Genomic DNA, 25,987 nt, shown 5'->3' with positions numbered 1-25,987 from the left:
ACCCACGAAAGGTTTCCTATGATCCTGCCCAACCCGAAAGATCCCACATTGACCCGCTCCGTGCAGGGGACGGATCAGCACGGCGCAGTGCATGACCTGCGGGTCGTCGAAGAAAGACCCCTGACGATATACCTCAATAGCCAGGAAATTGTGACGGCCATGACCATCGGGGATCATCCCGAATACCTGGCGATCGGCTTTTTGCGCAATCAGGCCATGCTGCGGGATGATGATGAGATCACCTGCGTGGACTATGATGCAGACTTGCAGGTCGTAGTGGTTCGGACGTCGCGAAAGACATCGTATGAAGAGAAGATGCGCAAAAAGACCCGCACAAGCGGCTGCGCTGTCGGCACAGTCTTTGGCGATATGATGGAGGGGCTGGAAACTCTGACTCTACCAAATGCGGAGCTGCGCAGCTCTTGGCTTTATTCTTTGTCACGGCAGATCAACACCATGCCATCGCTTTATCTGGAAGCCGGCGCGATCCATGGGACTGTACTATGTCAACAAGACAAGCCGTTAATATATATGGAAGATGTGGGTCGGCACAATGCTGTCGATAAGGTCGCGGGGTGGATGTTCCAGACTGGAAGTACCGCCGCCGACAAGATCCTTTATACCACCGGTAGGCTCACCTCCGAAATGGTGATCAAGACGGCAAACATGGGTATTCCGGTTTTGGCCTCGCGTTCAGGCTTTACCGCGTGGGGTGTCGAGATCGCGCAACAGCTGAATATGACATTGATCGGGCGGATGCGGGGTAAGCGTTTTCTCTGCCTCAGTGGACAAGAGAGGTTGGTGCTGGACGCGGACCCCGAGACGATCCCTGACGAGACACGAGCCAGCCGAAGCAGTGGGGCAAAGTGATGACTGCCCCGATTCCTGCAGTGATCCTTGCGGGTGGGCAAGCAACCCGCATGGGCGGCGGTGACAAATGTTTGCGCCGTATTGGCCCAGATCGTTTGATCGATCTGGTGATTGCGCGGCTTGCACCGCAGGTGGGCGCGATGGTGCTAAATGCGAACGGAGAGACCGCACGATTTTCAGAGCTTGGCCTGCCTGTGATACCCGACAGTGTGGCGGGTTTTGTTGGGCCTTTGGCGGGTGTTCTTGCGGGGATGGATTGGGCCGCGACACGGGGCTTCGATCATATCGTTTCGGTCGCCGCAGATACCCCGTTTTTCCCACAGGACCTTGTCGCGCGGCTCTGCGAACAGGGTCCGCTCGCATTGGCGGCGACGCGTGAGCACGGAAAGATTTACCGCCAGCCGACCTTTGGGTTATGGCCCGTTGCGCTACGCGATGATCTGCGTGCCGCGTTAGCGGATGGATTGCGCAAGGTCGTCGTCTGGACCGACAGCCACAATGCGGGTCAGGCGGTGTGGCCCGTCGGTAACGTTGACCCGTTTTTCAACATTAACACCCCGGACGATATTGCATGGGCAGAGGCGCAGTTTTGAAAGTTTATGGAGTCACCGGCTGGAAGAACAGCGGCAAGACCGGGTTGATGGAACGTCTGGTGGCAGAATTTACGCGGCGCGGGTTGCGGGTTGCGACGGTGAAACATGCCCACCACCGTGCGGATATCGATCAGGCCGGCACCGACAGCCATCGCCATCGCGTTGCGGGCGCAGGACAGGTTCTTTTGGCGACGCCCGAACGATGGGCGCTGATGACTGAACTGCACGGCGCGCCAGAGCCCAGTGTTGAGGATTTGCTGGCATGGCTCGACCCCCACGATATTGCGCTTATCGAGGGGTACAAAGCCGGATCACACCCCAAGGTCGAATGCCATCGTGCTGGTGTAAAGCAGAGCAAAGGGCTGATTGCGCATGACAATTCCACGGTGCGTTTGATCGCGGCGGATGAACCCGTTGAAACCGCCAAAGTGCCGGTCCTCGATCTCGACGATACGGCCGCAATTGCAGATTTCATTTGGGCGGACCTGAGATGAACGACGACCTGATACCTCCCCGCTTGCGTGACGATTGTTTTGCCATGCCACAAGGTGTGGAATGGGTGCCGGTCAGCGATGCACTGGCGCGGTTACGTGCGGCGCTTGGCCCAATCGAAGACACACAAACACTGCATCCAACTTCGGCATTGGGTGCAGTGCTCGCCCGCGATGCGGTGGGGCAACGATCTAATCCGCCGCGCCCGAATTCTGCCGTGGACGGATACGGATTTGCGCATGCCGCAACGGGCGATGGTGTGCAGGAACTGCCATTGGTCCAAGGTGTTGCCGCAGCAGGCCGTCCGTTTGACGGCACTGTGCCGGCGGGCAACGCCGTTCGCATCCTGACGGGCGCAATCCTGCCCAAGGGCGTAGATACCGTCGTCTTGGAAGAGGATTGCGCGGCCAACGCGACCCATGTAGCTTTTGATGGCCCTGCAAAATTTAGAGCCAATGCCCGCGCCGCTGGTGAGGACATGAAAGCGGGGGAAATCGCTGTACGGGCGGGACAGCGCCTTCGCGCGCCGGATCTTGCTCTTCTTTCGGCGTTGAACATCGCCGAGGTCACGGTGTTTCGTCCGCTGCGGGTCGGGGTTTTGTCGACTGGTGACGAGATTATCGCCACCGCAGGACAACCGGCCGAACCGCATCAGATTTATGATGCCAACCGGCCCATGTTGCTCGGGCTTGTTCAAGGCTGGGGCTACACACCGGTGGACCTTGGGCATGTGCGAGATGATCCAGACGAGATCGCTGCGCGACTGGACAGCGCGGCGGTGGATGTGATTTTGACGACGGGCGGGGCGTCAGCAGGGGATGAGGACCACGTATCACGCCTTTTGCGGGACCGAGGCACACTTTCAAGCTGGCGGATTGCATTGAAACCTGGGCGGCCACTGGCGCTCGCCCTATGGGATGGGGTGCTCGTGATTGGCATGCCGGGCAACCCGGTTGCGGCGCTCGTGTGTGCTGCGATTTTTGCGCGCCCGTCCCTGTCATTGATGGCCGGCGCAGGGTGGTGTGAGCCGTTAGCAATGCACGTCCCTGCCGCGTTTTCCAAACAAAAGAAACCAGGTCGCAGGGAATTTTTGCGGGCAAGACTGGTGGATGGAGCCGTAGAGGTTTTCGCATCAGAAGGATCGGGAAGGATCAGTAGCATTTCGTGGGCCGATGGTCTCGTCGAATTACCGGACGAGGCATGCGACATCAGTCCTGGAATGCTGGTACGCTATTTGCCATATGCCGCGCTTGGCATCTTCTGAGCCTGCAGCGCAAAAATTAAGCCTTACGCACGCTGTAGGTCGTGGCCGTCCCATCATCGTTGATTTCGACCAACTCATGGCCGCTTTCCATGCAGAAATGTGGCACGTCGACGACTGCCGCTGGATCAGTCGCCAATAGTTGTAACAAGGTCCCCGACGGGACCGATTGCAACTTTTTGCGCAGCTTCAAGACTGGCAGGGGGCATAAAAGCCCGCGGGCATCGACCAGCTGTTCATCATTCATTTTGGTCAGGCAACCTAACATTCTTAGAGGATACCGTTGTTTCCTCGATTGAAAAACCAATTCCAAGAAGAATTTGATTGGCACCGATAGTTATCACCAAAAGCGCAACGAGGGCGAGAAGAAAGGCCTTCATATCAAACCTCCTTTTTGGATGAAGTTTGGGTGCCAGTCATCTCTTCCGCCCAAATGCTGTGATGTTCACGGGCCCATTGTTCTTCGACCTCTCCCTTACCCATCGCGTCAAACGCTCCTTCCATGCCGACTGATCCAAGGTAGATATGCGCAATGATAATGGCCGTCAGGACAAGGCTGATAAGCGCGTGCCACAGTTGCGCGTACTGCATCTCTTCTTGTGGCTCGAGCGGATGTGGCAGATCGGCAGCCCCAAACCAGCCTGGCACGCCCCAATCATTAAGCAAGGAAAACGTGTGACCAAAGAGATTGAATTCAAACGGGAACAGCAATGATAGGCCCGAAACGGAAATCGAGCCACCAAGAATGATAACGGCCCAAAAGATCAACTTTTGTCCGGCGTTAAATTTTTTGGCAGGCGGATGTTCGCCCCCGAAAAGCCCGCCCGCCTTTGCGAGCCAACGCAGGTCTGTTCGGTCGGGAATGTTGTGCACAACCCAGAAAACGAAAATGATGATGAGCGCGACCATAAACGCCCATGAAATATTATTGTGCACCCATTTGCTGCTCACGGCGATGAACGAAAATGTCTCATGGCCAAAGGCAGGGATCAGCACTTTGCGACCAAACAGAGAGATAAGACCGGTGATGCCAAGCACGACAAATGACGTCGCGAGTAACCAGTGACCAAAGCGTTCAAAAGATGTGAACCGCACGATAGTGCGACCGGTCTTTTCACCATGAATGCGGATGCGTCCCCGGATTAGATAGAACACCGTGAGCGCCAGCAGCGTTCCACCCAGCAAATAGACACCGATTTGCAACAGCGGGCCAGCGCGGAATTTTAGCCACCACATACCGCCATCTTGGATCAGCGTAGTCGCGGCCGGAACGCGGGCCTGTGTCGTAATGTCCGCCTCGTTAAAGCGAAAAGCGCGCCAAAGATCAGCATCGGAAGCACCGCCAAGCGTGCCCAACTGACCATCGGCAGGCTGCGCATTGGCAGGATCGCCAACACTGGCAGCGCGATCACCCTCATCGACCGTTAAACCTTCCTGGCGACGCATAATGTCTTCCAGGGTCGACACTGTTGGATTTGTTTCCACAGTACTTTGGCCCGGCGCATCGCTAACCTGCGCTGAAACGGATGTGACACAGGTGAGGCAGACCATGAAAACAGCGAAGATACGATGCATTATTTGGTTCCTAATGGTGTGATGAAATAAGGGCGACCCACCACAGGCCGCCCTATTATTACGTAATCAAACGGGCCGTTTATTCGCCTTTTTGACTATAGGCTGTTCCCCAGCCCCATGCGCCAGACCCAAAGCCGCGGGCGACAACACGTTCCCGGTAAATGCCTGACACCACATCGCCGTCACCAGCAAGCAGCGCCTTGGTCGCGCACATTTCAGCACAGATCGGGAGCTTGCCCTCAGCAATGCGATTGCGGCCATACTTCTGGAACTCGGCGGTGGAGTTGTTCTCTTCCGGGCCACCGGCGCAGAAGGTGCATTTGTCCATTTTTCCGCGCGACCCAAAGTTGCCTGCCTGCGGAAATTGAGGCGCACCAAAGGGGCACGCATAGAAACAATATCCACACCCGATGCACAGATCCTTTGAGTGCAACACCACACCATCGGCGGTCTGATAGAAGCAATCTGTTGGGCACACGGCCATACAGGGGGCGTCAGAACAGTGCATACACGCGACCGAGATCGACCGCTCACCAGGTTTGCCGTCATTGATGGTGACAACCTTCCGGCGGTTGATCCCCCACGGCACTTCATGTTCGTTCTTACAGGCTGTTACGCAGGCGTTGCATTCGATGCAGCGTTCAGCGTCTACGAGAAACTTAGCTCTTCCCATGTCTCAATCTCCCCTATGCTGTCCAGATTTTGCAAAGAGTCGCTTTGGTCTCTTGCATCTGGGTTACGCTGTCATAGCCATATGTCTGTGCGGTGTTGGTGCTTTCGCCCAACACATATGGATCGGCACCTTCGGGATATTTATCTCGCAGATCAACGCCTTCCATGTGACCCCCAAAGTGGAACGGCATGAAGGCGACGCCCTCGCCGACCCGCTCGGTGACCATTGCCATCACCTTTACCTTGCCGCCTTCAGGTCCTTCGACCCAAACTTGTGCGCCATCACGTACACCCAGATTGTTTGCATCGCGGGTGTTTATCTCGACGAACATGTCTTGCTGCAATTCCGCAAGCCACGGGTTGGAGCGGCTCTCGTCGCCACCGCCCTCATATTCCACCAAACGCCCCGAGGTCAGGATGATCGGGTATTCTTCCGAAAAGTCATTTTCCTGAATGGAGGCATACAAGGTTGGAACGCGCCAGAATTTCTTATCCTCATAGGTTGGATAATCAGCCACCAGATCCCGACGGTTGGAATAAAGCGGTTCGCGGTGGGTTGGCACAGGGTCCGGGAATGTCCAGACAACCGCACGGGCCTTCGCGTTTCCGAACGGCGCACACCCATGGGCGATTGCGACGCGTTGGATACCGCCAGAAAGGTCGGTTTTCCAGTTTACGCCAGCGGTCGCCGCATTGAAATCGGACTCGGCCTCACTCGTGAGCGGCGCGCCCTCGGGATAACCCGCGACAGCGTTGATCGATGCCTTTTCACCATTGGTCAGATCGTCTTCCCAACCCAGATCGCGCAACATTTGCACAGTGAATTCCGGATAACCGTCCTCAATGTCCGAACCGGGTGTAAACACTCCCTCGGCAAGCAGGTTATCGCCGTCACGTTCCACACCAAACCGGGCGCGGAATGTCAGGCCTCCATCTGCAACCGGGATTGACATATCATAAAGGTTTGCTGTGCCCGGGTGGTTCATCTCGGGGGTGCCCCAACAGGGCCATGGCAGGCCGTAAAAATCGCCATCAGCGGGGCCACCAACCGCGCGCAAAGTAGTACGGTCGAATGTGTATTGGTTGGCCATGTGCAATTTCAAGCGCTCAGGGCTCTGGCCTGTGTAGCCGATAGTCCACATGCCGCGGTTAAATTCGCGGGTGATGTCTTCGATGTTTGGCTCACCGCCTTCATCGATCGCGATATTGCGGAAAATCTTCTCATGAAAGCCAAATTTCTCCGCGAACATCGCCATAATCGTATGATCTGGCAGAGATTCAAAGAGCGGTTCCACGACTTTATCTCGCCATTGAAGCGACCGGTTGGATGCGGTCACGGACCCTCTGGTTTCGAACTGCGTACAGGCCGGCAGCAAATAAACGCCATCGGTTCGATCATGCAAAACAGCAGATACAGTCGGATAGGGGTCAACAACGACAAGCATGTCCAGCTTTTCCATCGCCGTCTTCATCTCTTTCTGACGGGTTTGGCTGTTTGGTGCATGTCCCCACAAAACCATTGCGCGGGTATTGTCTGGCTGGTCAATATCAGCGGCGTCTTCGAGCACGCCATCAATCCAACGGCTGACGGGAATACCCGTCAGGTTCATCATTGGCGTGTCCCCAACGAGTTCAGGTGAGAAACGGCCCTTGAGGTAATCAAGATCCTCTTCCCAGACCCGCGCCCAGTGGGCCCATGATCCAGCAGATAGTCCGTAGTAGCCCGGCAAGGTATCTGCCAGAACGCCAAGGTCGGTTGCGCCTTGCACGTTGTCGTGGCCGCGAAAGATGTTCGTACCACCGCCTGCTTTGCCCATGTTGCCTAGGGCAAGCTGTAAGATACAGTATGCGCGGGTGTTGTTGTTGCCATTGGTGTGCTGCGTGCCACCCATACACCAGATTACGGTGCCGGGGCGGTTGTTGGCCAACGTCCGCGCAACACGTTCAAGCTGGCTTCCGGGTGCGCCGGTGACGCGCTCAACTTCTTCAGGCGTCCATCGTGCCACTTCGTCTCTGATCTGGTCCATGCCCCACACGCGTGTGCGGATGAATTCTTTGTCTTCCCAGCTGTTTTCAAAGATGTGCCACAAGATACCCCACACCAGCGCGACATCAGAACCGGGACGGAACCGGACGTATTCATCAGCGTGTGCTGCCGTGCGCGTAAAGCGCGGGTCACATACAATCAAAGGCGCATTGTTTTGCTCTTTGGCTTTCAGCATGTGCAGCAGGGACACCGGGTGTGCCTCGGCTGGGTTGCCGCCGATCACAAAGATCGCCTTGGAATTATGGATGTCGTTATAGCTGTTGGTCATGGCGCCGTAGCCCCAAGTATTCGCGACGCCCGCAACGGTTGTCGAGTGGCAAATCCGCGCTTGGTGGTCGACGTTATTGGTGCCCCAGTAGGCCGCAAATTTGCGGAACAGATATGCTTGTTCGTTGTTATGCTTCGCCGAACCCAGCCAATACACAGAATCCGGACCGCTTTCTTCGCGGATTTTCATCATCCCGTCGCCAATTTCTTCGATCGCCTGTGCCCAGCTGATGCGGACCCATTCGCCGTTCTCTTTCTTCATCGGGTACTTGAGCCGGCGCTCACCATGGGCGTGTTCGCGGACCGCAGATCCTTTGGCGCAATGCGCGCCAAGGTTAAACGGGCTGTCCCACGCTGGTTCCTGACCAGTCCAAACACCGTTGTCGACTTCTGCGATAACCGTACAGCCGACAGAACAGTGGGTGCACACGGATTTGATGGTTTCCACCGCACGCGTTGCCGCTGATTGGGCCGTTGCCTGCGTCACCGATCCCCCGGTTGCTGCAATCGCGGTCAAACCGCCAATCGCAAGGCCGGAACCGCGCAAGAAGCCGCGTCGGTCTACCGTGTTGTTGCCATTCTTCACAGTGATCGGCGAACTGCCTGATCGACGTGTAAGTCCATTAGTCTTTCTTCTTAACATGGTCTTCCTCCCATTTCCGGCGCGGGCCGGGGAAATCTTGACGTAAGTGTCGCCTAAAAGCGTGTACTTTCGAGATAAGCCCGCGTGTGAGCGGTGTCTTGCATCGTCTCGGATGAAAGATCAGCAGGTGCTGCAGCCTGTGCTGCCCCGCCGGAACTGACAGCCAAGACAGCAGCCGGGGCTGCTGTGCCTGCGATTTTAAGAAAGTCGCGACGACTTGTGCCTTCTTTTTGGTCGGTCATGGGATGTCTCCCCTTCCTAAGTGTGGCGGGCACCCCGCCGGTTGCGCAAACGTGTCAGTCTGCAGTCATGCGAAAAGCTTCGCGTTCAATGTCCATAAATGCAGCACCGACTGCGCCCACAGATGCATAAAGCACCGATGATTTGGCCGCTTGCAAATCGTTAAAGTAATGCGTGGCCCAAGTTCCGATATGCGCATTGAAGAAACTGTTTTGCTCTGCACCGCTTGCAATCCGCCCGAAGCGGCCGACGATCATACCGGCCATCATTTCCATCAGGGATGAGATATTGTCTTCGGGTTCAAACACGTCATCTGCCCGCGTCATGCCAAAGCTGGCCATGGTCGCGCGCAGATTGGCCAAAGGCTTTTCGTTCAAAAAGCCGGTGAGATAGTAACTGGCATAGGGCAACAGCTCTCCCCGGCCCAAACCAATAAAAAGCGTGTTGAACTCTGAGCGAACACCCTTTCGCTTAGACACCTTCGCGACGCGGGCAAGTCCGCTGATCGCCACACCAAGTGGTGTGCTATCGCCCGTCAGCGCGGCCGTTTGTTCCAGCAGGGTTTGGTCAGGTGGACCAGATAGCATTACGCCAAGGTAGTTATAAAGATCAGCCCGAAGGCGATCTTCGGCTTCAACCTCAGGAATTTTGGTCGCGACGCTCATGCGATGTCATCCTCGAATTGAAACTGCATACGTCGCAGCGCGGGGGCTTCGATTTCCTCAGACACAATCTCATGTTCAAAGGCCGGTTCGAGGTCGTTATCCGGCTCTTCAATCACAACATCTACCTGTTCAACTTCTTCTAAAACGTCTTCGGGCTCCGCTGGTACAAGCGTATCTACGGGAGTCGCGGTTTTCAGGCGCTCGACTTCGAGCAGGTGTGCCAGCATACCTTTACCAACTTGATAACCGGTTTTAATGATGCCTTGACCTGTGCTGCCAGTCAAATAATCGTCATCATAGTCGTTCAGCCCGTCAACACAGGCCAGCACAGGGTTGCTCCGCCACAACTTTCGCAACGCACGTTTGCGCAGGTGCTCTGGTACAGCCTTTGACATAAACGCCTTGAAATCATCCCCTAACTTTAAGCTTTCCGGATCAGGCAATCCCAACTCTTCAAGGATATCCTCGTCCGACATTTCAGCGAGCTCCGCACGCTGTTGCAAGATAATAGCCTCGTGCGCTGCATGCTCTTCGGCCTCTGCCTCTGCTGCGACGGCCGCGCGACGGGCGGACCACGATGATACGGGGCGATTCAATTGATCACCGTCTTGCGACGCGGTGCACGATAGACATCGCTGGTTTGAAGTATCCGTGAATCACCAATGCCATCATCTACCTGATCAACCCGCGCGTTCTTGCGCTGGCGCTTCACAAACACCTCTTCTTCATAATGCGTATCCACGAAGTCCTTGATCCATGCGAGCAATCCATCAGACATCGGGATTTTTTCGACCAACTCTTCGGCTGAATCACAATAATCCTGTGCCTCATACGGTGAAGCTGTCACCAGTGCGACTGACCAAGGGATATCTCTGTTCTGACCGGTTGGGCGCAGCACGGCATAGACACTAGGCATGCGCGACTGAAGCTCGTGCGAGTAGGCTTCTGCATCTGAAACATAAAGAGTGAGAGGCAGGGTGGCCGCGTGGAATTCGGTGACATCGCCTTCTGCCCGCAGGACTTTCCAATCGGCACTCATGGCACCAGGCAATACATCCGACACTTGCCATGCAAACTTTGCCCAGCGTGTAACACCCGGTGTCCGCCTCACGACGACACCAAGCGGAATTGTTTGCGAATTTGGAAAAGTCTGCTTCAATCGATCTCCGCCCGAATCTTTAAGTCAATTAATTCAATTAAGTTTCCTCCAAATTGCCGTAATATCAAAGCAATTTCTTTTAAATATTATTACCCGTCATGATTGCTGCGACGCAGCGTTTGGCGAAGGTCTAAATTGTAAAACAAAAGCCATTTATTGCGCTGCAGTGCGGAAATATCTACCCCCGAATGCTGCGCTTGCAAACAGGGTTCAAAGGGAACCACCAAGAATTACCAGTTTACTGTCTTCGCGTTTCCTGCCTAGCTGTGTCCTGTTCATCTGGAGGATGTTATGTCGAAAACACTGCTCGTCTGCGATTGCCTTGGATCACAAAATGTTGATGCTGGTGCACTGAGCGCAGCGACAGGTTTGTCCTGTAAAACGTGCTATTCCAGTCTTTGTATGGATCAGTCCGACATCGCGTCCAAAGCGATTGCAGACGGTGACGTGGTAATTGCCTGTCAGCAAGAAGCTGACCGTTTTGCCGCCATCGCAGAAGACCTTGGTGCGCCGGAGCCGCAATTTGTAGATATCCGTGACCGCGCCGGATGGTCTGATGACGTGCAGGAAAAGTCGCCAAAAATGGCCGCGCTGATCGCTGATGCGCTTCTGTTAACGCCCGCAACGAAATCAGTTGATATTATTTCAGAAGGAAGGTGCCTGATCCTCGGTGCTGAGGAGATCGTGTTGGCGGCTGCGGAAAGACTCGCAGATGCTCTTGCTGTGACCGTCTTGTTTGAACTTGGAACGGACATCCTGCCGACGCACAAATACGATGCAGTGGTCGGTGACCTGCGCCAAGCAACCGGAACTCTTGGCCGGTTTGAAATCCACATTGATGCATTCCAACAAAGTGTGTTTGGCGGGCGCGGCACGCCCAGCCTTACACAGGCCAAAGACGGTGCAATATCGAAATGCGATATCATTCTAGACCTGACTGGCGGGTCATCGCTATTTCCTGCAGCAGAAAAACGCGACGGATATCTGCGTGCCGACCCCAAAAGCCAGCCTGCGGTCAGCCATGCGATTTTCGCGGCGAGCCAGATGGTCGGTACCTTTGAAAAGCCGCTTTACGTGCGATTGGAACCAACACTTTGCGCCCATTCGCGTGCCGAAAAACCAGCCTGCTCGAATTGCCTGAACGTCTGCCCGACTGGGGCCATCCTGTCCGCCGGAGAAGTCGTCAGCATTGATCCTTTGATCTGCGCGGGGTGCGGCGCGTGTTCAGCTGTCTGCCCATCGGGAGCAATCAGCTATGACGCCCCGACTGTTGATCACATATTCCGCCGCCTTAGTACCCTCGCAAGCGGTTATCGCAATGCGGGCGGTGACGATCCGTCGTTACTGGTCCATGACGATCATGGCGCAGAAATGATCCGGCTTTCGGCGCGGTTTGGCCGTGGCTTACCCGCGCATGTGATCCCGATGGAGATCACAGCGTTATCCGGATTTGGCCATGCCGAAATGCTTGCCGCACTGGCGAGCGGGTTTGGTCACGTCAATGTTTTGATCGGCCCAAAAACCGAGCGTGACGCGCTTGACACACAGCTGGAACTGGCCTGTGCAATGGCGGGTGAAAAGGTTGCGTTGCTTGATATTGCAGACCCAGATGCACTATCCGACCATCTGTTCGCACAAGACAGGCATGTCGCAATCGCCGCCCCCATCCTGCCCATCGGAACGCGCCGCCAAGTGGCGCGTCTGTCCGCCAAGGCATTGAATCCCGATGCCAAGCTTTTGCCACTTCCGGACAATGCACCATATGGCGCGGTCGTTGTTGATACCGATGCCTGCACGTTATGTCTTGCCTGCGTATCGTTGTGCCCGTCCGGGGCCCTTGGCGATAATCCGGACTTGCCACAGCTGCGGTTTCAGGAAAGTGCGTGCCTGCAGTGCGGGTTGTGCGCAAATATCTGTCCGGAAAAGGCGATCACACTTAAGCCGCAGTTTGATCTCAGCGATGCAGCCTTGGCACAAACCGTTTCAAACGAAGAAGAACCGTTTGCCTGCGTTGAATGCGGTGGTCTGTTCGGCGTCAAATCGACCGTTGAAAAGATTGTCGAAAAACTGGCGGGAAACCATTATATGTTCTCCAATCCTAGCGCCGTACGAATGATCCAGATGTGCGACAATTGCCGGATCAACGCGCAGTACCATTCGCAAAATAATCCGTTCGCCGGGAAAGAGCGGCCAAAGCCGCGCTCGACCGACGACTATCTGTCAAACCGTAAGGATCAATGATTTTGCAACGGCGCGCCCAAGTCCGCCGGCGGGATGGTCGCCACGTAGGCGAGTATGGAGTCAAGCTCGTCCTGGGTGATTTCCAGCGGAACAATTGCGGGCGGCAAATTGCGCTCAAAGGGTGCCGTGATATTAATGACTTGAGTGAAACTTGGATGCGGGTTGCGGACGTAAAACCTGCTGAACCGGTCTTGCCAATCCGAAAACGTGCGCAGCAGGGCAAACGAAGGGGTTTGTTCCATGCCGTTCATCCGGTTGGATTGATTGATGACGTGACACCGCCCACAGTGTCGCAAGGACAGTGTTTCGCCCGCGATGGTGTCTCCTTGGAACGTCACCTCGGCGGCAACTGTCTCGACCTCAACATCGCCGCTGAAAATCGATACGCCGTCAGGCTTGAAACTGGCTATTGTGCGCTTGCCGATGTCAGACGTCAGCCACTCTACAAAGAGCAATGGTCCGTCAGCTCCGTTGTGCGCCAGAGACCAGACGGCATCCAATCCGGAAAAAACCACAATGCCACCTGCCCCAATGACAACATCCCCGCCTTCGGGCACCTGTTGAACGCGCACCCCATGCTTGAGAGAAAAACGTGGCAAAAGGTGTTGCAAAAACCCCGTATCAACAATCGGGATTGGTGCAGACAGGGTGAAGGTTTTATCTTGGGCTGCGATGCATGACGGCAGGATGCACACCATCAGGACCATCATAAATTTCATCATACCCTCCCTATCTTGAATATCATAACATAAGTGGCATCCCGCAAAGCCGTCAATTAACTAAAGGAAGACCCCATGAGCGAAGATTTTAATATGTCTATGCGCAAGTTTCTCAAACAGGTTGGCGTAACATCCCAACAAGCCATCGAGGAGGCGCTGCGCAATGCTGGAGACACGTCCGACCGTCAATTCGAAGCCAAAGTTGTCCTGACGATTGACGGGTTGGACATGGAACACGTTGTGACCGGCTCAATCGAGGGGCAATCCTAACGTGATCATAAACCGCGAAGCTATTCTTGGCATTTTGGCAGGACTCGAAGACCCGATTAGTGGCACCTCAATCGTCGAGGCTGGCGTTATTAAAGCCCTCACCGTCGAGGACGGGGTTGTGCGCTTTGTGATGGAAGTCAGCGGCGAACACGCTGACGCCTACACGGCCCTGAAAGACAAAGCCGACGTTCAGATCAAGGCCCTGGATGGCGTGGCTTCGGTTTCCATCGTCATGACCGCCCACAACAAATCCAAGGCCCCGCCAGATTTAAAGCCGTCGCGCGGGGCAGCCTCGGCAGGACCCGAAAAAGTGCCGGGTATCGACCGGATTATTGCCGTCGCGTCTGGCAAGGGCGGTGTGGGTAAATCAACGGTTGCGTCCAACCTTGCCTGCGCATTAGCCGCAGAGGGGAGACGTGTCGGGCTATTGGATGCGGATGTTTATGGCCCGTCCCAGCCGCGCATGCTTGGTGTTTCGGGGCGGCCCGCCTCGCCGGATGGCAAAACAATTCTGCCGATGCGCAACTTTGGTGTCACGATGATGTCGCTCGGCTTGATGACAAACGACGATCAGGCGGTGGTTTGGCGCGGGCCGATGCTGATGGGCGCGTTGCAACAAATGCTGTCGCAGGTGCAGTGGGGGGCGCTGGATGTCTTGATCGTTGATCTTCCGCCCGGCACTGGCGACGTGCAAATGACACTGGCGCAAAAGGCAAAGCTGGATGGCGCGATCATTGTGTCGACACCGCAGGACATCGCGCTGTTGGATGCACGCAAGGGGATTGATATGTTCAATCAGCTTGGGACGCCGCTAATTGGAATGATCGAGAACATGTCGACCCATATCTGTTCGGCCTGCGGGCACGAAGAACATATGTTCGGACATGGCGGCGTCGCGACCGAAGCAGCGAAACTTGGCATCCCGCTGCTGGCAGAGATTCCATTGCACATAGACATCCGGCTTGCTGCCGATGGCGGCGCACCGATCGTTGTTTCCAAACCCGATAGTCCGCACGCCGCTGCCTTTCGCGATGTCGCCAAACAGCTGATTGCCAAAGGCCTCGCATGAACGCACCGCAGTTTCCTCCGCTGTTTATTGGTCAAGATGCCACGGGCGGTGACACGTTTGCGCTGGCCTGTGCTGCGGCGGATCAGGGCTGCGATGCAGGGCTTGTCATCTATGATTTGGCCCCGGATCAGCTCCGGGCGTCCATCGTCTTTGCGCCTGATGTAACGCTAACAGAGGCGGCCGCGATGCTCCCGATTTGCGGCGTGGGGCTTCAAAACGCGCTTGGTGTCCTCGCCCCGCCAGAGGTTGGAATACACTTGGGATGGGACGGCACTGTCTACGTAAATGGTGGGCGCTGTGGTGCATTGCGCATGGCGGCGTCCGGAACACCAGAGGCTGAGCCGGATTGGTTGGTGGTCGACCTGACCTTAACGCTTTGGCCAGGTAGCGACGAGACTGGCCTGACGCCGGATGAAACAGCGCTTTATGCAGAAGGCTGCGCCGAGGTCGATGCGGTTACCCTGCTTGAGGCATGGGTGCGCCACACCCTTGTCGGAATCAACGCGTGGGCTGATGCTGGCACTGCAAACCTGCATCGTGAATGGGCGGGACTTGCCCATGGCTTGGAGGGTCATATGACGGTTGCCGGTAAAACCGGCGCATACGTCGGGCTTGAAGAAAATCTTGGCCTCCTGTTGAAGATCGACGCCGAAACAGTATTGATACCCCTGACAGCAAATCTGACGAGGCCCGCATGATACTTGCCCGCGCCATCCATTTTGACGAAAGTGACCAACGAGTTTTTCACAATCCGGCCCGCACAGGCGAGTGGTGCATTTCTGGCGGATTCGAGTTTTCGAACTGGGGCGAAGCCGACCTTGTCGGCAAGGCACGGCAGGCGTTCTCGAATGGATGGATGGGAACCGAAACGTTCGGCCGTGTGAGTTTTGTGGCAGTGACGCAAATCGAGCCCGCAGAGCGCGCCGTCATCGCAACGCTTCTGGCGCAACATTTCGTGGAGATTTACGGCGCCCCCGATGTCGATACCGCGAGAACCGTCGCCTTAGAAGAACTCGACCAAATGGCAGAACTCTGCGCTGATCATGCACCCAACACGCTCTTGACTGTCGCGCGCGAATTAACTCCTGCGGGTGTCAAAGAAGCTTACCGAGTGATCGAAGCACAAGAAGCTGACATCACCCAGTTTGCGGTGCACGGCTCACTGGACGATGACGAACCGCATCACCACCACTGATCAATCTGTCACTGCGTTGAAAACGAATAGTTTCTCACCATTGATCGTATAATTGTTGATTAGGTCGGCTGCGCGTGGGCTGGTCAACCAAGCCTCAAGTTCAATGGCAAGATCATTTCGGATTCTATCGTTTTTCGCAGGTGTCACGGGCAGCAAAGAATATTGATTGAACAAAGCCAGATCGCCCGAAAACAGCAGCGCCAGATCATCCTTGTTGCCAAAATTCAGCCAGCTCGCACGATCCGAAACAACGTAGGCTCCCATGCCGGATGCCGTATTCAATGCAGCCCCCATTCCCGCCCCGACAGAGCGGTACCAAGAGCCAAAATCGTCCGGTACCAAACCCGCACTGGCCCAAATCTGTAACTCAACTTTGTGGGTGCCGCTGTCGTCGCCGCGACTGACAAAGGGGGCCTTAGCCGCCGCAATCATGGCGAACGCGTCAGCCGCAGTGTCCGCGCTTGCGATGCCGGAAGGGTCACCGTTCGGTCCGACGACAACAAAGTCATTGTACATGATCTCACGTCTGTGTGTTCCGTGTCCAGCAGCAACAAATGCGTCCTCTGCCGATTTCGAATGGACCAGAACCGCATCTACGTCTCCCGCTTCGCCAAGACGTAACGCTTGCCCCGTGCCAACCACCAACAGCTGCACGTCAAGATCGATATCTTCTTTGATCGCGGGCAAAAGAACATCCGACAGACCAGAATTCTCAAACGACGTCGTGACGGCAACACGCATCACATCGGCTGTGCACGTCTGCGCCCAAAGGGATATTGCAACAAACATCACGATTTTTTTCATATCACTATGTCTCCTCTCAAAAACGCCGACAGTTCATCGGTAGATGGCGCAGCAAAAAGGTCTGCTGCCGACCCGACTTCGTGTATTTTTCCATCCAGCATAAAAAGCAGACCATGCGCGAGACGTCGGGCCTGCCCCATATCATGCGTTGCCATTATCAGATGCGTGCCATTTGCTGCCGCTTCATGCAAGAGCGCCTCAATCTCACGGGTCGCGTAGCCGTCGAGGTTCGCACATGGTTCATCCAGAAACAACACATCTGGCTTGCGGATAAGGGCGCGGGCAATCGCCAGCTTTTGGCGTTCCCCGCCCGACAAACGTGGCGCAGGGCTGTTGCGAACAGCAGTCAGCCCTGTCCTTTGCAACCAGTCATCAACAGCCTGTTTGATCTCTTGCTTGGGTGTGTTCAGCAAGCGCAACGGATACGCCAGATTTTCAGCAACAGAGCGTCGCATCACAATCGGCGACTGAAAAACAAACGCGTGTCTCGAAGGGTCGTTTCTGGTCCATCCAACGTGCCCTGTGTTCACGCGTTCCAGCCCATGCAGGACGCGCAGAAGCGTCGTTTTCCCTGATCCGTTTGGTCCGATCAAAATGGTTGGCCCACTTGGATCCAGAACAAGATCAATAGGACCAATTACGCGCTTGCGCTTTCGACGTACCTGCACATCTCGCAATGTCAGGGGAAACAACGCGCTCACCAGCGGCCCTCCCGTTCGGTACGCGACAGGGTATGGATCGCCAAATTCACGATGATGGCCAAGCCGATCAAAACAAAGCCCAAGCCCAACGCCAAAGCAAAATCGCCTTTTCCAGTCTCAAGCGCGATGGCTGTGGTTAAGACGCGGGTGACATTATCGATGTTGCCGCCCACGATCATAACTGCGCCGACTTCGCCAATCGCGCGCCCGAATCCGGCAAGCGCCGCTGTTAGCAAGTTGCGCCGTCCGTCCCAAACCAGTGTCAGCATACGCTGCCATTTTGATGTGTTCAGCGAGATGAGCAAATCATGATATTCTGCCCACAACTCCCGCATTGATTGATGCGCAATCGACGCAATGACCGGCGAAATGATCACCACCTGCGCAATAATCATGGCTGTGGGTGTGAACAGCAGGTTCAACACGCCAAAGGGTCCAGCGCGCGACAGCATAATATAGACGATCAAGCCCACAACAACGGGGGGCAACCCCATAAACGCGTTGATTAGAGAAATGGTAAAACGCCGATAGCGAAAGCGCTGCACTGCAAGATAGGTTCCAAGTGGAATAGCAATCGCCGAGGCAATGACCAACGCGGTCAGTGTCACGCGAAGCGACCGTAGGCTTATGTCCCACAGGGCCGCATCGAACGTAACAACAAGCCAAAAAGCGGCCGCTAAACCATCCCAAATTTCAAACATATGAACGTAGCATCCTCTCTCGCGTTCAGATGCACGAACGTCCGGTCTTATGGAAGGGATGACAAGTGTAATGTGGGTGGTTGACGGAGATAGGTATCGTAATGTGATTTTTAGAACGGCTGAATGCCAGATCTTGCTTTTGGTAATCGTATTGCCTTTTAGGTTCGGGTACAATTTTCAAACAAACAATGAGGCGGTCGCGGAATTTCGGAGCAGTTGTTAAGGTGGATCGCATGATGAAAGTGACGCTCCAAAATGACAAAACGAAAGAACTATTTGTCCCGCTGCCGGCAGGGTCATGCAACGCATGATCCCGAGAGGGGATAAGCAGTTTTAAGAGACGCCTTGGTACGGATCGCGCCAAATGGCTCGGCACATGAAGCGCGACAACCACAAATGCGGCCGCCATCGCGCGCACCGTCTGATGCGGCTCATGAGGTTGGTTCCGATTTATCAGGAGCCGAACACGAGCAAGCTGAACCGCCCCCAGCTTGCCGGAGGCTCCAAAGTAAGTATGGATGGGGCCTATGGAAAAAAAGTAACAGAGCAAACCGGTTTTCGACCGAGGTCCGCGCCCGCGCGGTTCGGATGATTTTTGAACACGAGCATGAGTATGCCAATCAATCGGCGGCGATCATAGCCATCGCGCCAAAGATCGGGTGTGGCAGCCGGATGATGCCCATTGCGTACCACAGCTGCGTGACCTGCCTCAGTGCGCAAGTCGGCAAATTGCGCCAGATAACTGGCAAGCTCTGCCTCGACTGCTGTCGCGATCAATTGCTGGGCTCCCGTTCTCAACAAATCCGTCAGCGCGTCCGTCGTCCCGTCTCAACGCGCAAAATCAACAATGTTAGTCGTTTCCATGGTGGTGTATCTCCTTCGGTTGGGGGGCTGTCTCGCAACAACAATTCAACCAGATACGCCGCCAACCTTCAAATCCCCCAAACACCAGTTTCAGTCATAGCTCGGGACTTGTTCCTCAATAGATTAGAGCAGCGAAAAGCGACACTCGGTGCGGAATATGTCGAGAAAAATCGGGCCGCTGCGGATGATTTCACGCGGCCATTTCAGGAGGCGATGACAGCATGGTGCTGGGGCTTCGGATGGGGCGATGATGTGATCGACGCAAAGACACGTTCTATGATGAACATATCGATGATTGGCGCACTTGGAAAAATGGCTGAATGGGAAACCCATTGCCGTTGAGCGATAAACAACGGCGTCTCAAAGGAAGAAATCCGGGCTCTTCTCCGCTTTGTTCAGTAAGAAAAGATGCCGACCATCAAGTAACCTGTTGATATGTTAGGTTTCTGACAACTTTACATAGGGCAGGTATATGACCATCGACATCTCGCAACATATTTTACGCCTGAAGGGGCAACGTGTAAATGAAATTGAGCTGGCTGAAGACGGTGCGAAGGTTATTGTTCAGTGCAGTCGGGATGCCCGCAGGAGCGCTATAGACCCTGCAACCGGCAAGAAGGGTAGCATCAACCAACATATTCGCCGACAAGTAAACGACATCCCGTTTTTTGGGTATCCTTGTGTGATTGAGATTGAGCTAGCGCAGGTTTTTATTAGCAAGGGTGAGCGCCGCATTGAGGCGTGTCCTTTTGTTGATAAAGGGTGCCGTTTCACCCATCGATTTTGCCATCTTATCAGTGGATTGTGCCGTCATTTATCCATTCTGGCTGTCTCCAGGCATTTAGGTATACGATGGGAGACGGTAAAGAATATCGACAAGGCATACCTGATGGAAACGCTCCCTGCGCTTGATCCCGCACAGCTTGCTGGCTTGGAATACATTGGTGTCGATGAAGTGGCCCGGGCGAAAGGTCATGACTATATGACGGTGGTCTACGATATGGTCGGAGGGCATCTGATCTGGGTGGAAGCCGGTCGAACTGCCGAAGTTTTTTCAAGGTTTTTGAAACAGCTGCGGCCAGATACAGCCCATAAAATAAAGGCCGTGTCGATGGATATGGGGCCTGCCTACCAAAAGGCTGTCAGGGAGTCCTTGCCGATGGCCGACATCGTATTTGACCGTTTCCACGTCATGAAAAACTACAGCAAGGCTATCCATAATCAGCGTCGCCTTGAGTTCAGGAAGGCCGATCAAAGTGGTAAAGAGTTGATGAAGGGCACGCATTATCTGTTGCTCAAAAATGCGGATAAGTTGAATGAAAAACAAAGTAACAAGCTGCAAACGTTGCTGGAGAGCAATAGCAACCTGAATACGCTTTACGTCTTAAAAGAACAGCTTCAGGCTCTGTGGAGCGCCCCATCATTTGAGGGGATGTCAGAGCAACTGGAAAATTGGTGCCTGATCGCAGATCAGTCACACATGCTCTATCTGAAAAAGTTCGCAAAATCCCTAAGAAAACATTGTGTGGGCATATGCAACTACGCGAAACACAAGCTGACAAGCGCCAGAATAGAGGCTGGTAATGTCAGTATAGGAATGATCCGCAAACGAGCCAGGGGCATCAGGGATACCGAATACTTCAAACTCAAAATTAGACAATCATCCATCCCAGATAATCAATCTATGTTCTATTTGAAATCCTAGAATAACTCAACAAAGCGGAGAAGAGCCGAAATCCGTGCAATCATCCACGTCATAGGCATTTATTGTGGCGTCCCGCAGGCACTTGAGTGCTTCAGGGTCGCACGCAAAGTCCTCGAGGATATCGTTTAGAGGTAAATGGTCGAGGACTTATGATTGCGCGTCACCCGTCAAGCAAAATTAGACAGCATTGGACTGCAGTACGGAAGTGGGGCAGTGTGGGCTTGGGAATCACATATTTTTACGTGACTTCAACGCGTTGAAAGTGACCTCGCCCCATACGAAATGGAAATGGCCTTATCTCAAGGGTGAAATAGGGCCAAATAACTCAGGGAGGATCAAATGATCCATACGATTAAAACGGCTGCGATTGGTGCAGCTCTGGCTCTCGGCATGGTGGGTTCCGCTGCCGCACAAGAGCTGACATTCTTTACAATCGGCACGGGCGGCACGGCCTACACATATTATCCAGTTGGCGGCGTCATTGCGAACGCCATTTCCAAACCACCTGGCTCACGTGAGTGTGGTGAAGGCGGTTCTTGTGGTGTTGACGGGTTGATCGCATCTGCTGTCTCATCGCGTGGTTCTGTCGACAACTTGAATGCGATTACCTCTGGCTTGCGCAACTCCGGTTTCGCACAATCGGATGTAGCATACTGGGCGTATACTGGCACCGGCACCATGGAAGGCAGTGAACCCGCGACTGAGCTACGTACAATTGGCGCCTTATTCGAAGAGCACATTCACCTCGTGGCATTGGCTGACAGTGGCATCAATTCCGTGGCTGACCTTGCTGGTAAGCGCGTGTCCTTGGATGAGCCCGGTTCAGGTACCTATGTCGACGCGAACTTGATCCTTGAGGCAAATGGTCTGTCAACTGATGATTTGTCAGCCGAGGCCCTCAAAGGTGGCGCAGCGGCGGATGCCCTGCGTAACGGTCGCATCGATGCATTCTTTGTGGTTGCCGGTTACCCGACCGGTACTTTGGTTGAACTGGCGTCTGCAGCTGACATCAAGCTGGTGCCAATCGACGGTGCCGGTGCGGATGCGCTAACCGACGCCTACGGTTTCTTTGCGTCCTCAGACATTCCTGCGAACACGTATGAAGGCGTTGATGCAGTCACCACGGTCGCCGTTGGCGCACAGTGGTACACGTCCGCGAACGAGGACGAAGAACTGATCTACAATATCACAACCGCTTTGTGGAATGACGAAACCCGCACATTGCTTGACGTTGGTCACGCCAAAGGCAGCACGATCACAATAGAAACGGCCCTGAGCGGGGTCGGCGTTCCTTTGCACCCCGGTGCTGAGCGTTTTTACCGCGAAGCAGGCCTGGTCGAGTAATCGGTAGCTAATTTAACAACACAGCCCCCGGGCGCATTCGTGCCCGGGATTTTTCTTTTCAAGACACGCTATAAACGGAATTCTAGCCATGGCCGCTGATCTTCAAGCTGACACGACACCTGCGATGACCCCAGAACAGCTGGCCGAGATTGAACGGGAGTTTGACCCTGAAACGGCGTTTCGCCCCACAGGCAAGAACCTTGGCTTTTTGATCGCCGCTATACTGGTCTCGATGTCGGTTTATCATTTTTACGCATCCGGCTTCGGCCTGATCCGCGAACTTGTCCACCGTGGGATCCATTTGTCATTCGTCCTTGGTTTAGTCTTTTTGCTGTTCGGTCTGCGTAAATCCGGCAATGAAGTTGCGCCCAAGGCTTGGTATCGGTTTGACGGTGTGCCGCTGATTGATGTGGCGCTGGCGATACTGGCGGTAGCCGCGGCGATGTATCTGCCGCTTTTACCCCCCGAAGCATTGGCCCAAAGGGTCGGCAATCCGTCGCCCTCGGATATTTTTATGGGCTCCTGCCTGTTGATCCTAACGCTTGAGGCAACGCGGCGCAGCATTGGCCCGACCCTGCCGATTATTGGCCTGCTATTCATCGGATTTGCTTATTTTGGACCATGGATGCCAGGTGCGCTGAAACATGGCGGGTCATCATGGCTCGGAATTATCAACCATCTTTATATGACCAACCAGGGGATCTACGGCATCGCGATCGGCGTGATGGCCAAGTATGTGTTCCTGTTTATCCTATTCGGCGTTCTGGCAACGCGCATCGGTCTTGGGCAATTGTTCATCGACATCGCATTGGTGATTGCAGGGCGTTATTCTGGTGGACCTGCGAAAGTCGCAATTTTTTCCAGTGCGTTTATGGGCACGATTTCAGGCTCTTCTATCGCCAACACTGTGACAACGGGCGCACTAACAATTCCGGCAATGAAGAAGGTCGGATATCCTGCGCACTTTGCAGCCGCCGTTGAGGCAACGTCGTCAACCGGCGGGCAGATCACACCACCAATCTTGGGTGCTGCGGCCTTTATCATGGTCGAATACCTGGAAATCCCACTGCGTGATGTATTGACCGCGGCGCTGTTTCCGGCCTTGCTGCACTATTTCGGTATTTTCATTATGGTTCATCTTGAGGCGAAAAAGTTGGGGTTGCGCGGCCTTCGCGCCGAAGAATTGCCCAAACTGGGCGTTGTACTGCGCGATCATTGGCTCAGCCTTATACCGTTGATCATCCTTGTTTATTTTATTCTGTCGGGGCGCACGCCTGATTTCGCCGCCGTTTACGGGATCATCGCCTGTGTCGTCGTTGGCTTTTTGAACCCCACCCACCGCCTGACAATTCGAGACCTGTGGACCTCTCTGGCGGTGGGTGCCAAGAACACGCTGGCCGTTGGTGCAGCTGCGGCAACCGTTGGCGTTGTTGTGGGGGTTGTGACCCTGACTGGCGTCGGATTTCGTCTTGGCTACGTTGTCGTCCAAACCGCGACGGACATCGGCACGTTCTTTAGCACGCTGCCTGTGCTGGGTTACTTTACTGTGGGTCAGTGGACGCTGTTCACGTCGTTGGTTCTGATCGCGATTTCTTGCATCATTATGGGCGCGGGCATCCCGACGACAGCCACTTATATAATCCTTGTGGCCGTTGCCGCCCCTGCGTTGGCGCAGTTACAAGTGGAACCGCTCGTCGCGCACTTCTTTGTCTTCTATTACGGCGTGTTGGCGGATATCACGCCTCCCGTAGCGCTTGCGGCCTACGCAGCGGCAGGGATTGCAGGGTCAAACCCTTTTAAGACAGGCAACACAGCGTTCCGGCTTGGCATCGCGAAAGCGCTTGTGCCGTTCGTATTCGTCTATTCGCCAGCCTTATTACTGGTCGCGGACGGATTTACGTGGTGGCTGTTCACGGTGACTCTGCTTGGCGCTATGCTCGGAATTGCATCACTTGGTGTGTCGTTCTCGGGCTACCTATTCGCTCCGTTGAAAAAATGGGAAAGATGGTGGGTAGCGCTGGTGTCATTCTTGTTCATCGCGCCAGGCTTGGCGACCATGGCGGCTGGCCTCATTTTGATGCTACCAATTGTTATTCTGCAGTTGCGTTGGGCAAAGGCAAAATGAAGCATACCGGACATCTAACTTCACCAAAATCTGAATTTTTTCCTCAGCAAGGCGAACACTTAACCAATTCAATTTCACCATGAGGTTTAATAAATCGTAGCGAATGACATGGTGTGTCTGTGGATGCCGCTCTCCTTGGGCAAACGAGGTACAATATACTGGCCTCAATGAAGCAGCCACAAAGGAGAAGGACAATGGCCTTTTATTGTAACTCCCAAGCACCCCAGCCGATAACGGGTTTTTGTCAGTTTTGATGTGAGTCTCCTTGGCCATTAGGCGCATGAATTTTCTGTTGTGGTCTGAATTTCGTGGCGCTGTGACGATTTCTCTGAATCATTGGTGGAATGGACCAAGTTACTGCTCTTGAACAACTCCTCGCCACGGCTCTGCGCAGGATCGCCGAGTTGGAAGCCGCGTTGGCGAGCATGGCGCAAGAGAATGCGGATCTGCGGCGTCAGTTGGCCAAGAACAGCAGTAATAGCAGCAAGCCGCCTTCGAGTGATGGGTTGAAGAAGCCGGTACCGCGTAGCCTGCGTGGTAAGTCCGGTAAGAAAAGTGGTGGCCAAGTTGGCCACCGAGGCGACACCCTACGTCAGACAGCAACGCCTGACTTTGTGGAGCGACATGAGGCTGAGGCCTGTGGCACCTGTCAGCATGGCTTGACGGCTGGGATGATCAAGGCGGTGGAGAGGCGTCAGGTTTATGACATACCGGTGCCGCGTCTGGAGGTCACAGAGCATCAGGCAGCGATTTATTGTTGTGGCCATTGCCGAGCCACGACGACAGCCACCTTTCCCGATGGCGTGAATGCACACGTGCAATACGGTAAGCGCATTCGGGCGGCGGCGGTCTACTGCAATGTTCAGCAGCTGATCCCCGAGGATCGGGTCTGCCAACTCCTGCGTGATTTGTTTGGTGCCACCAGCCTATGCGCGGCCAGCGTGACCAACTGGGTGAACGGCACAGCGCGTACCTTGGGTGGCGTCGTCGAACACATTCTGGCCCGGCTCAATGAAGGCGGCGTTCGGCATCTGGATGAGACCGGACTTCGTGTTGATGGTAAGCTGCACTGGCTGCACTCAATCAGCGATCTCGCCTTCACGCATTATCGCATCAGCGCCAAGCGCGGTGCTGTTCCATCCTTCCTGACCGGCGGGACAATTGTTCATGACCACTGGAAGTCCTATTACGCCCATATGAGTGGGGTGGACGCGCACGCCCTGTGCGGGGCGCATCATTTACGGGAACTCAAGGCCATCGAAGAAATCGAAAAGGAGCCGTGGGCGTGCGCGATGAGCGTGCTGCTCAACAGCGCCAATCAGCTCAAGTGCGCGGCTCAGGGGCGAGGCGAGACCGAACTCCCCACGTCGGTTCACCACGACATCCTCACCAAATACATGGCGATCCTCACCGAGGGCCTCGCCTTCCATGAGCGACAAGACCCACTGGCTAGACGCACTGGTGCGCGAGGCCGAAAAGCCAGGCGGCCAGGCCATAACCTTCTGGTCCGCTTGCGCGACTACCGTGATGACGTCCTAAGGTTCCTTACGGACTTCACAGTTCCCTTCACCAACAATCAGGCCGAACGGGACCTGCGCATGATGAAGTTGCGCATGAAAATCTCGGGAACTTTCCGCACCCTCGAGGGCGCGCAGGTCTTCGCTGACATCAGATCCGTCATCTCGACGGTCAGAAAACACGGGGGCAATATCCTCGAAACACTCACCCTATCACCACAACAGATCATCGCGCGGCTCTAACGTCG

26 protein-coding genes and 5 pseudogenes are annotated in these 25,987 nt (G+C 54.9%); 17 read left to right on the top strand and 14 right to left on the bottom strand.

Annotation, left to right across the window (positions count from 1 at the left end):
* Nucleotides 1–18 precede the first annotated feature (18 nt).
* Genes fdhD through OA238_RS04910 form a run of 4 tightly spaced genes read left to right on the top strand, consistent with a single transcriptional unit; the run spans nucleotide 19 to nucleotide 3,219 of the window.
* Nucleotides 19–870 carry a formate dehydrogenase accessory sulfurtransferase FdhD gene (fdhD, locus tag OA238_RS04925; protein ID WP_044037937.1) on the top strand — a complete coding sequence of 284 codons (852 nt, stop codon included), beginning with the start codon at nucleotides 19–21 and terminating at the stop codon, nucleotides 868–870.
* The gene (gene mobA, locus OA238_RS04920) at nucleotides 870–1,463 is read left to right on the top strand and encodes a molybdenum cofactor guanylyltransferase MobA (RefSeq protein ID WP_015494330.1); all 594 of its coding nucleotides are present in this window, start codon (nucleotides 870–872) and stop codon (nucleotides 1,461–1,463) included. Before fdhD ends, mobA begins: the two co-directional genes overlap by 1 nt.
* On the top strand, nucleotides 1,460–1,957 hold the full coding sequence (gene mobB, locus OA238_RS04915) for a molybdopterin-guanine dinucleotide biosynthesis protein B (protein WP_044036321.1): 498 nt from the start codon (nucleotides 1,460–1,462) through the stop codon (nucleotides 1,955–1,957). The genes mobA and mobB overlap by 4 nt, the downstream gene beginning before the upstream one ends.
* Nucleotides 1,954–3,219, top strand: coding sequence for a molybdopterin-binding protein (locus tag OA238_RS04910; RefSeq protein WP_015494328.1), 1,266 nt, complete (start codon nucleotides 1,954–1,956; stop codon nucleotides 3,217–3,219). The genes mobB and OA238_RS04910 overlap by 4 nt, the downstream gene beginning before the upstream one ends.
* Before the next feature lie 16 nt (nucleotides 3,220–3,235).
* Here the strand turns inward: OA238_RS04910 and OA238_RS04905 are convergent, their stop codons facing one another.
* From OA238_RS04905 to OA238_RS04870, 9 genes are all read right to left on the bottom strand, one after another.
* Complete coding sequence (locus tag OA238_RS04905; RefSeq protein WP_044036320.1) at nucleotides 3,236–3,463, bottom strand: sulfurtransferase TusA family protein; 228 nt, start codon at nucleotides 3,461–3,463, stop codon at nucleotides 3,236–3,238.
* A complete protein-coding gene (locus OA238_RS32520; protein WP_187293148.1) occupies nucleotides 3,456–3,596 on the bottom strand; it encodes a hypothetical protein in 141 nt (46 codons plus the stop codon). Before OA238_RS32520 ends, OA238_RS04905 begins: the two co-directional genes overlap by 8 nt.
* 1 nt (nucleotide 3,597) lies before the next feature.
* Complete coding sequence (locus OA238_RS04900) at nucleotides 3,598–4,791, bottom strand: formate dehydrogenase subunit gamma (RefSeq protein WP_015494327.1); 1,194 nt, start codon at nucleotides 4,789–4,791, stop codon at nucleotides 3,598–3,600.
* A 79-nt stretch (nucleotides 4,792–4,870) separates the two neighbouring features.
* Nucleotides 4,871–5,464 (bottom strand): formate dehydrogenase FDH3 subunit beta, encoded by a 594-nt coding sequence (fdh3B, locus tag OA238_RS04895; protein WP_015494326.1) that lies wholly within the window; start codon nucleotides 5,462–5,464, stop codon nucleotides 4,871–4,873.
* 13 nt (nucleotides 5,465–5,477) lie between these two features.
* Entirely contained in the window at nucleotides 5,478–8,420 is a 2,943-nt protein-coding gene (locus OA238_RS04890; RefSeq protein WP_015494325.1) for a formate dehydrogenase subunit alpha, read from the bottom strand.
* Between the two features lie 53 nt (nucleotides 8,421–8,473).
* The gene (locus OA238_RS04885) at nucleotides 8,474–8,662 is read right to left on the bottom strand and encodes a twin-arginine translocation pathway signal protein (protein ID WP_044036318.1); all 189 of its coding nucleotides are present in this window, start codon (nucleotides 8,660–8,662) and stop codon (nucleotides 8,474–8,476) included.
* Nucleotides 8,663–8,716: 54 nt separating this feature from the next.
* Entirely contained in the window at nucleotides 8,717–9,325 is a 609-nt protein-coding gene (locus OA238_RS04880) for a TorD/DmsD family molecular chaperone (protein WP_015494324.1), read from the bottom strand.
* Nucleotides 9,322–9,921, bottom strand: a complete 600-nt coding sequence (locus OA238_RS04875) for a DUF3306 domain-containing protein (protein WP_015494323.1) — start codon at nucleotides 9,919–9,921, stop codon at nucleotides 9,322–9,324. The genes OA238_RS04880 and OA238_RS04875 overlap by 4 nt, the downstream gene beginning before the upstream one ends.
* Nucleotides 9,918–10,484, bottom strand: coding sequence for a DUF3305 domain-containing protein (locus tag OA238_RS04870; protein WP_015494322.1), 567 nt, complete (start codon nucleotides 10,482–10,484; stop codon nucleotides 9,918–9,920). The genes OA238_RS04875 and OA238_RS04870 overlap by 4 nt, the downstream gene beginning before the upstream one ends.
* A gap of 291 nt (nucleotides 10,485–10,775) precedes the next feature.
* Here OA238_RS04870 and OA238_RS04865 point away from each other — a divergent pair, with 291 nt between their 5' ends.
* Nucleotides 10,776–12,725: a 4Fe-4S binding protein gene (locus tag OA238_RS04865; protein WP_015494321.1), complete on the top strand. Its 1,950-nt coding sequence runs from the start codon at nucleotides 10,776–10,778 to the stop codon at nucleotides 12,723–12,725.
* On the opposite strand, the gene OA238_RS04860 is transcribed toward OA238_RS04865, so the two are convergent.
* A complete protein-coding gene (locus OA238_RS04860) occupies nucleotides 12,719–13,447 on the bottom strand; it encodes a cytochrome c family protein (RefSeq protein WP_144055835.1) in 729 nt (242 codons plus the stop codon). The genes OA238_RS04865 and OA238_RS04860 overlap by 7 nt on opposite strands.
* Nucleotides 13,448–13,519: 72 nt before the next feature.
* Here OA238_RS04860 and OA238_RS04855 point away from each other — a divergent pair, with 72 nt between their 5' ends.
* The 4 genes from OA238_RS04855 to OA238_RS04840 are packed head-to-tail and all read left to right on the top strand — an operon-like array spanning nucleotide 13,520 to nucleotide 15,978.
* A complete protein-coding gene (locus tag OA238_RS04855; RefSeq protein ID WP_015494319.1) occupies nucleotides 13,520–13,714 on the top strand; it encodes a DUF6494 family protein in 195 nt (64 codons plus the stop codon).
* Nucleotide 13,715: 1 nt separating this feature from the next.
* Entirely contained in the window at nucleotides 13,716–14,783 is a 1,068-nt protein-coding gene (locus OA238_RS04850; RefSeq protein WP_015494318.1) for an Mrp/NBP35 family ATP-binding protein, read from the top strand.
* Entirely contained in the window at nucleotides 14,780–15,481 is a 702-nt protein-coding gene (locus OA238_RS04845) for a biotin/lipoate--protein ligase family protein (protein ID WP_015494317.1), read from the top strand. Before OA238_RS04850 ends, OA238_RS04845 begins: the two co-directional genes overlap by 4 nt.
* Entirely contained in the window at nucleotides 15,478–15,978 is a 501-nt protein-coding gene (locus OA238_RS04840; RefSeq protein ID WP_015494316.1) for a DUF6505 family protein, read from the top strand. Before OA238_RS04845 ends, OA238_RS04840 begins: the two co-directional genes overlap by 4 nt.
* Here the strand turns inward: OA238_RS04840 and OA238_RS04835 are convergent, their stop codons facing one another.
* From OA238_RS04835 to OA238_RS04825, 3 genes are read right to left on the bottom strand one after another with little or no spacing between them, the layout of a single operon-like run.
* Nucleotides 15,979–16,782, bottom strand: a complete 804-nt coding sequence (locus tag OA238_RS04835) for an ABC transporter substrate-binding protein (RefSeq protein ID WP_015494315.1) — start codon at nucleotides 16,780–16,782, stop codon at nucleotides 15,979–15,981.
* Complete coding sequence (locus OA238_RS04830; protein WP_015494314.1) at nucleotides 16,779–17,483, bottom strand: ATP-binding cassette domain-containing protein; 705 nt, start codon at nucleotides 17,481–17,483, stop codon at nucleotides 16,779–16,781. The genes OA238_RS04835 and OA238_RS04830 overlap by 4 nt, the downstream gene beginning before the upstream one ends.
* Entirely contained in the window at nucleotides 17,480–18,184 is a 705-nt protein-coding gene (locus OA238_RS04825; RefSeq protein ID WP_015494313.1) for an ABC transporter permease, read from the bottom strand. The genes OA238_RS04830 and OA238_RS04825 overlap by 4 nt, the downstream gene beginning before the upstream one ends.
* Before the next feature lie 343 nt (nucleotides 18,185–18,527).
* Here OA238_RS04825 and OA238_RS33530 point away from each other — a divergent pair.
* Together OA238_RS33530 and OA238_RS33525 are read left to right on the top strand one after the other, a co-directional pair.
* Nucleotides 18,528–18,656 (top strand): annotated as a pseudogene (locus OA238_RS33530) (IS3 family transposase); the annotation flags it as partial.
* Between the two features lie 62 nt (nucleotides 18,657–18,718).
* Nucleotides 18,719–18,847: pseudogene (locus OA238_RS33525) on the top strand (IS3 family transposase); the annotation flags it as partial.
* Between the two features lie 3 nt (nucleotides 18,848–18,850).
* On the opposite strand, the pseudogene OA238_RS31435 reads toward OA238_RS33525, so the two are convergent.
* A pseudogene (locus OA238_RS31435) lies at nucleotides 18,851–18,994 on the bottom strand (IS256 family transposase); the annotation flags it as partial.
* A gap of 126 nt (nucleotides 18,995–19,120) precedes the next feature.
* Between OA238_RS31435 and OA238_RS04815 the strand changes: the two are divergent.
* From OA238_RS04815 to tnpC, 6 genes and pseudogenes are all read left to right on the top strand, one after another.
* Nucleotides 19,121–19,387, top strand: a pseudogene (locus tag OA238_RS04815) (carboxymuconolactone decarboxylase family protein); the annotation flags it as partial.
* Nucleotides 19,388–19,520: 133 nt separating this feature from the next.
* Nucleotides 19,521–20,753 carry an ISL3 family transposase gene (locus tag OA238_RS04810; RefSeq protein WP_015493537.1) on the top strand — a complete coding sequence of 411 codons (1,233 nt, stop codon included), beginning with the start codon at nucleotides 19,521–19,523 and terminating at the stop codon, nucleotides 20,751–20,753.
* A 27-nt stretch (nucleotides 20,754–20,780) separates the two neighbouring features.
* Nucleotides 20,781–20,882 (top strand): annotated as a pseudogene (locus OA238_RS33520) (carboxymuconolactone decarboxylase family protein); the annotation flags it as partial.
* 210 nt (nucleotides 20,883–21,092) lie between these two features.
* Nucleotides 21,093–22,097: a TAXI family TRAP transporter solute-binding subunit gene (locus OA238_RS04805; protein ID WP_015494310.1), complete on the top strand. Its 1,005-nt coding sequence runs from the start codon at nucleotides 21,093–21,095 to the stop codon at nucleotides 22,095–22,097.
* 88 nt (nucleotides 22,098–22,185) lie between these two features.
* On the top strand, nucleotides 22,186–24,222 hold the full coding sequence (locus OA238_RS04800; RefSeq protein ID WP_015494309.1) for a TRAP transporter permease: 2,037 nt from the start codon (nucleotides 22,186–22,188) through the stop codon (nucleotides 24,220–24,222).
* A 344-nt stretch (nucleotides 24,223–24,566) separates the two neighbouring features.
* The gene (gene tnpC, locus OA238_RS04795; protein ID WP_015494296.1) at nucleotides 24,567–25,982 is read left to right on the top strand and encodes an IS66 family transposase; all 1,416 of its coding nucleotides are present in this window, start codon (nucleotides 24,567–24,569) and stop codon (nucleotides 25,980–25,982) included.
* Nucleotides 25,983–25,987 lie beyond the last annotated feature (5 nt).

Origin of the sequence: Octadecabacter arcticus 238 (assembly GCF_000155735.2) — a bacterium.
Taxonomy (GTDB): Bacteria; Pseudomonadota; Alphaproteobacteria; order Rhodobacterales; family Rhodobacteraceae; genus Octadecabacter; species Octadecabacter arcticus.
The sequence above is the reverse complement of the archived record's forward strand: the minus strand, read 5'-3'. Positions and strand labels throughout refer to the sequence as shown.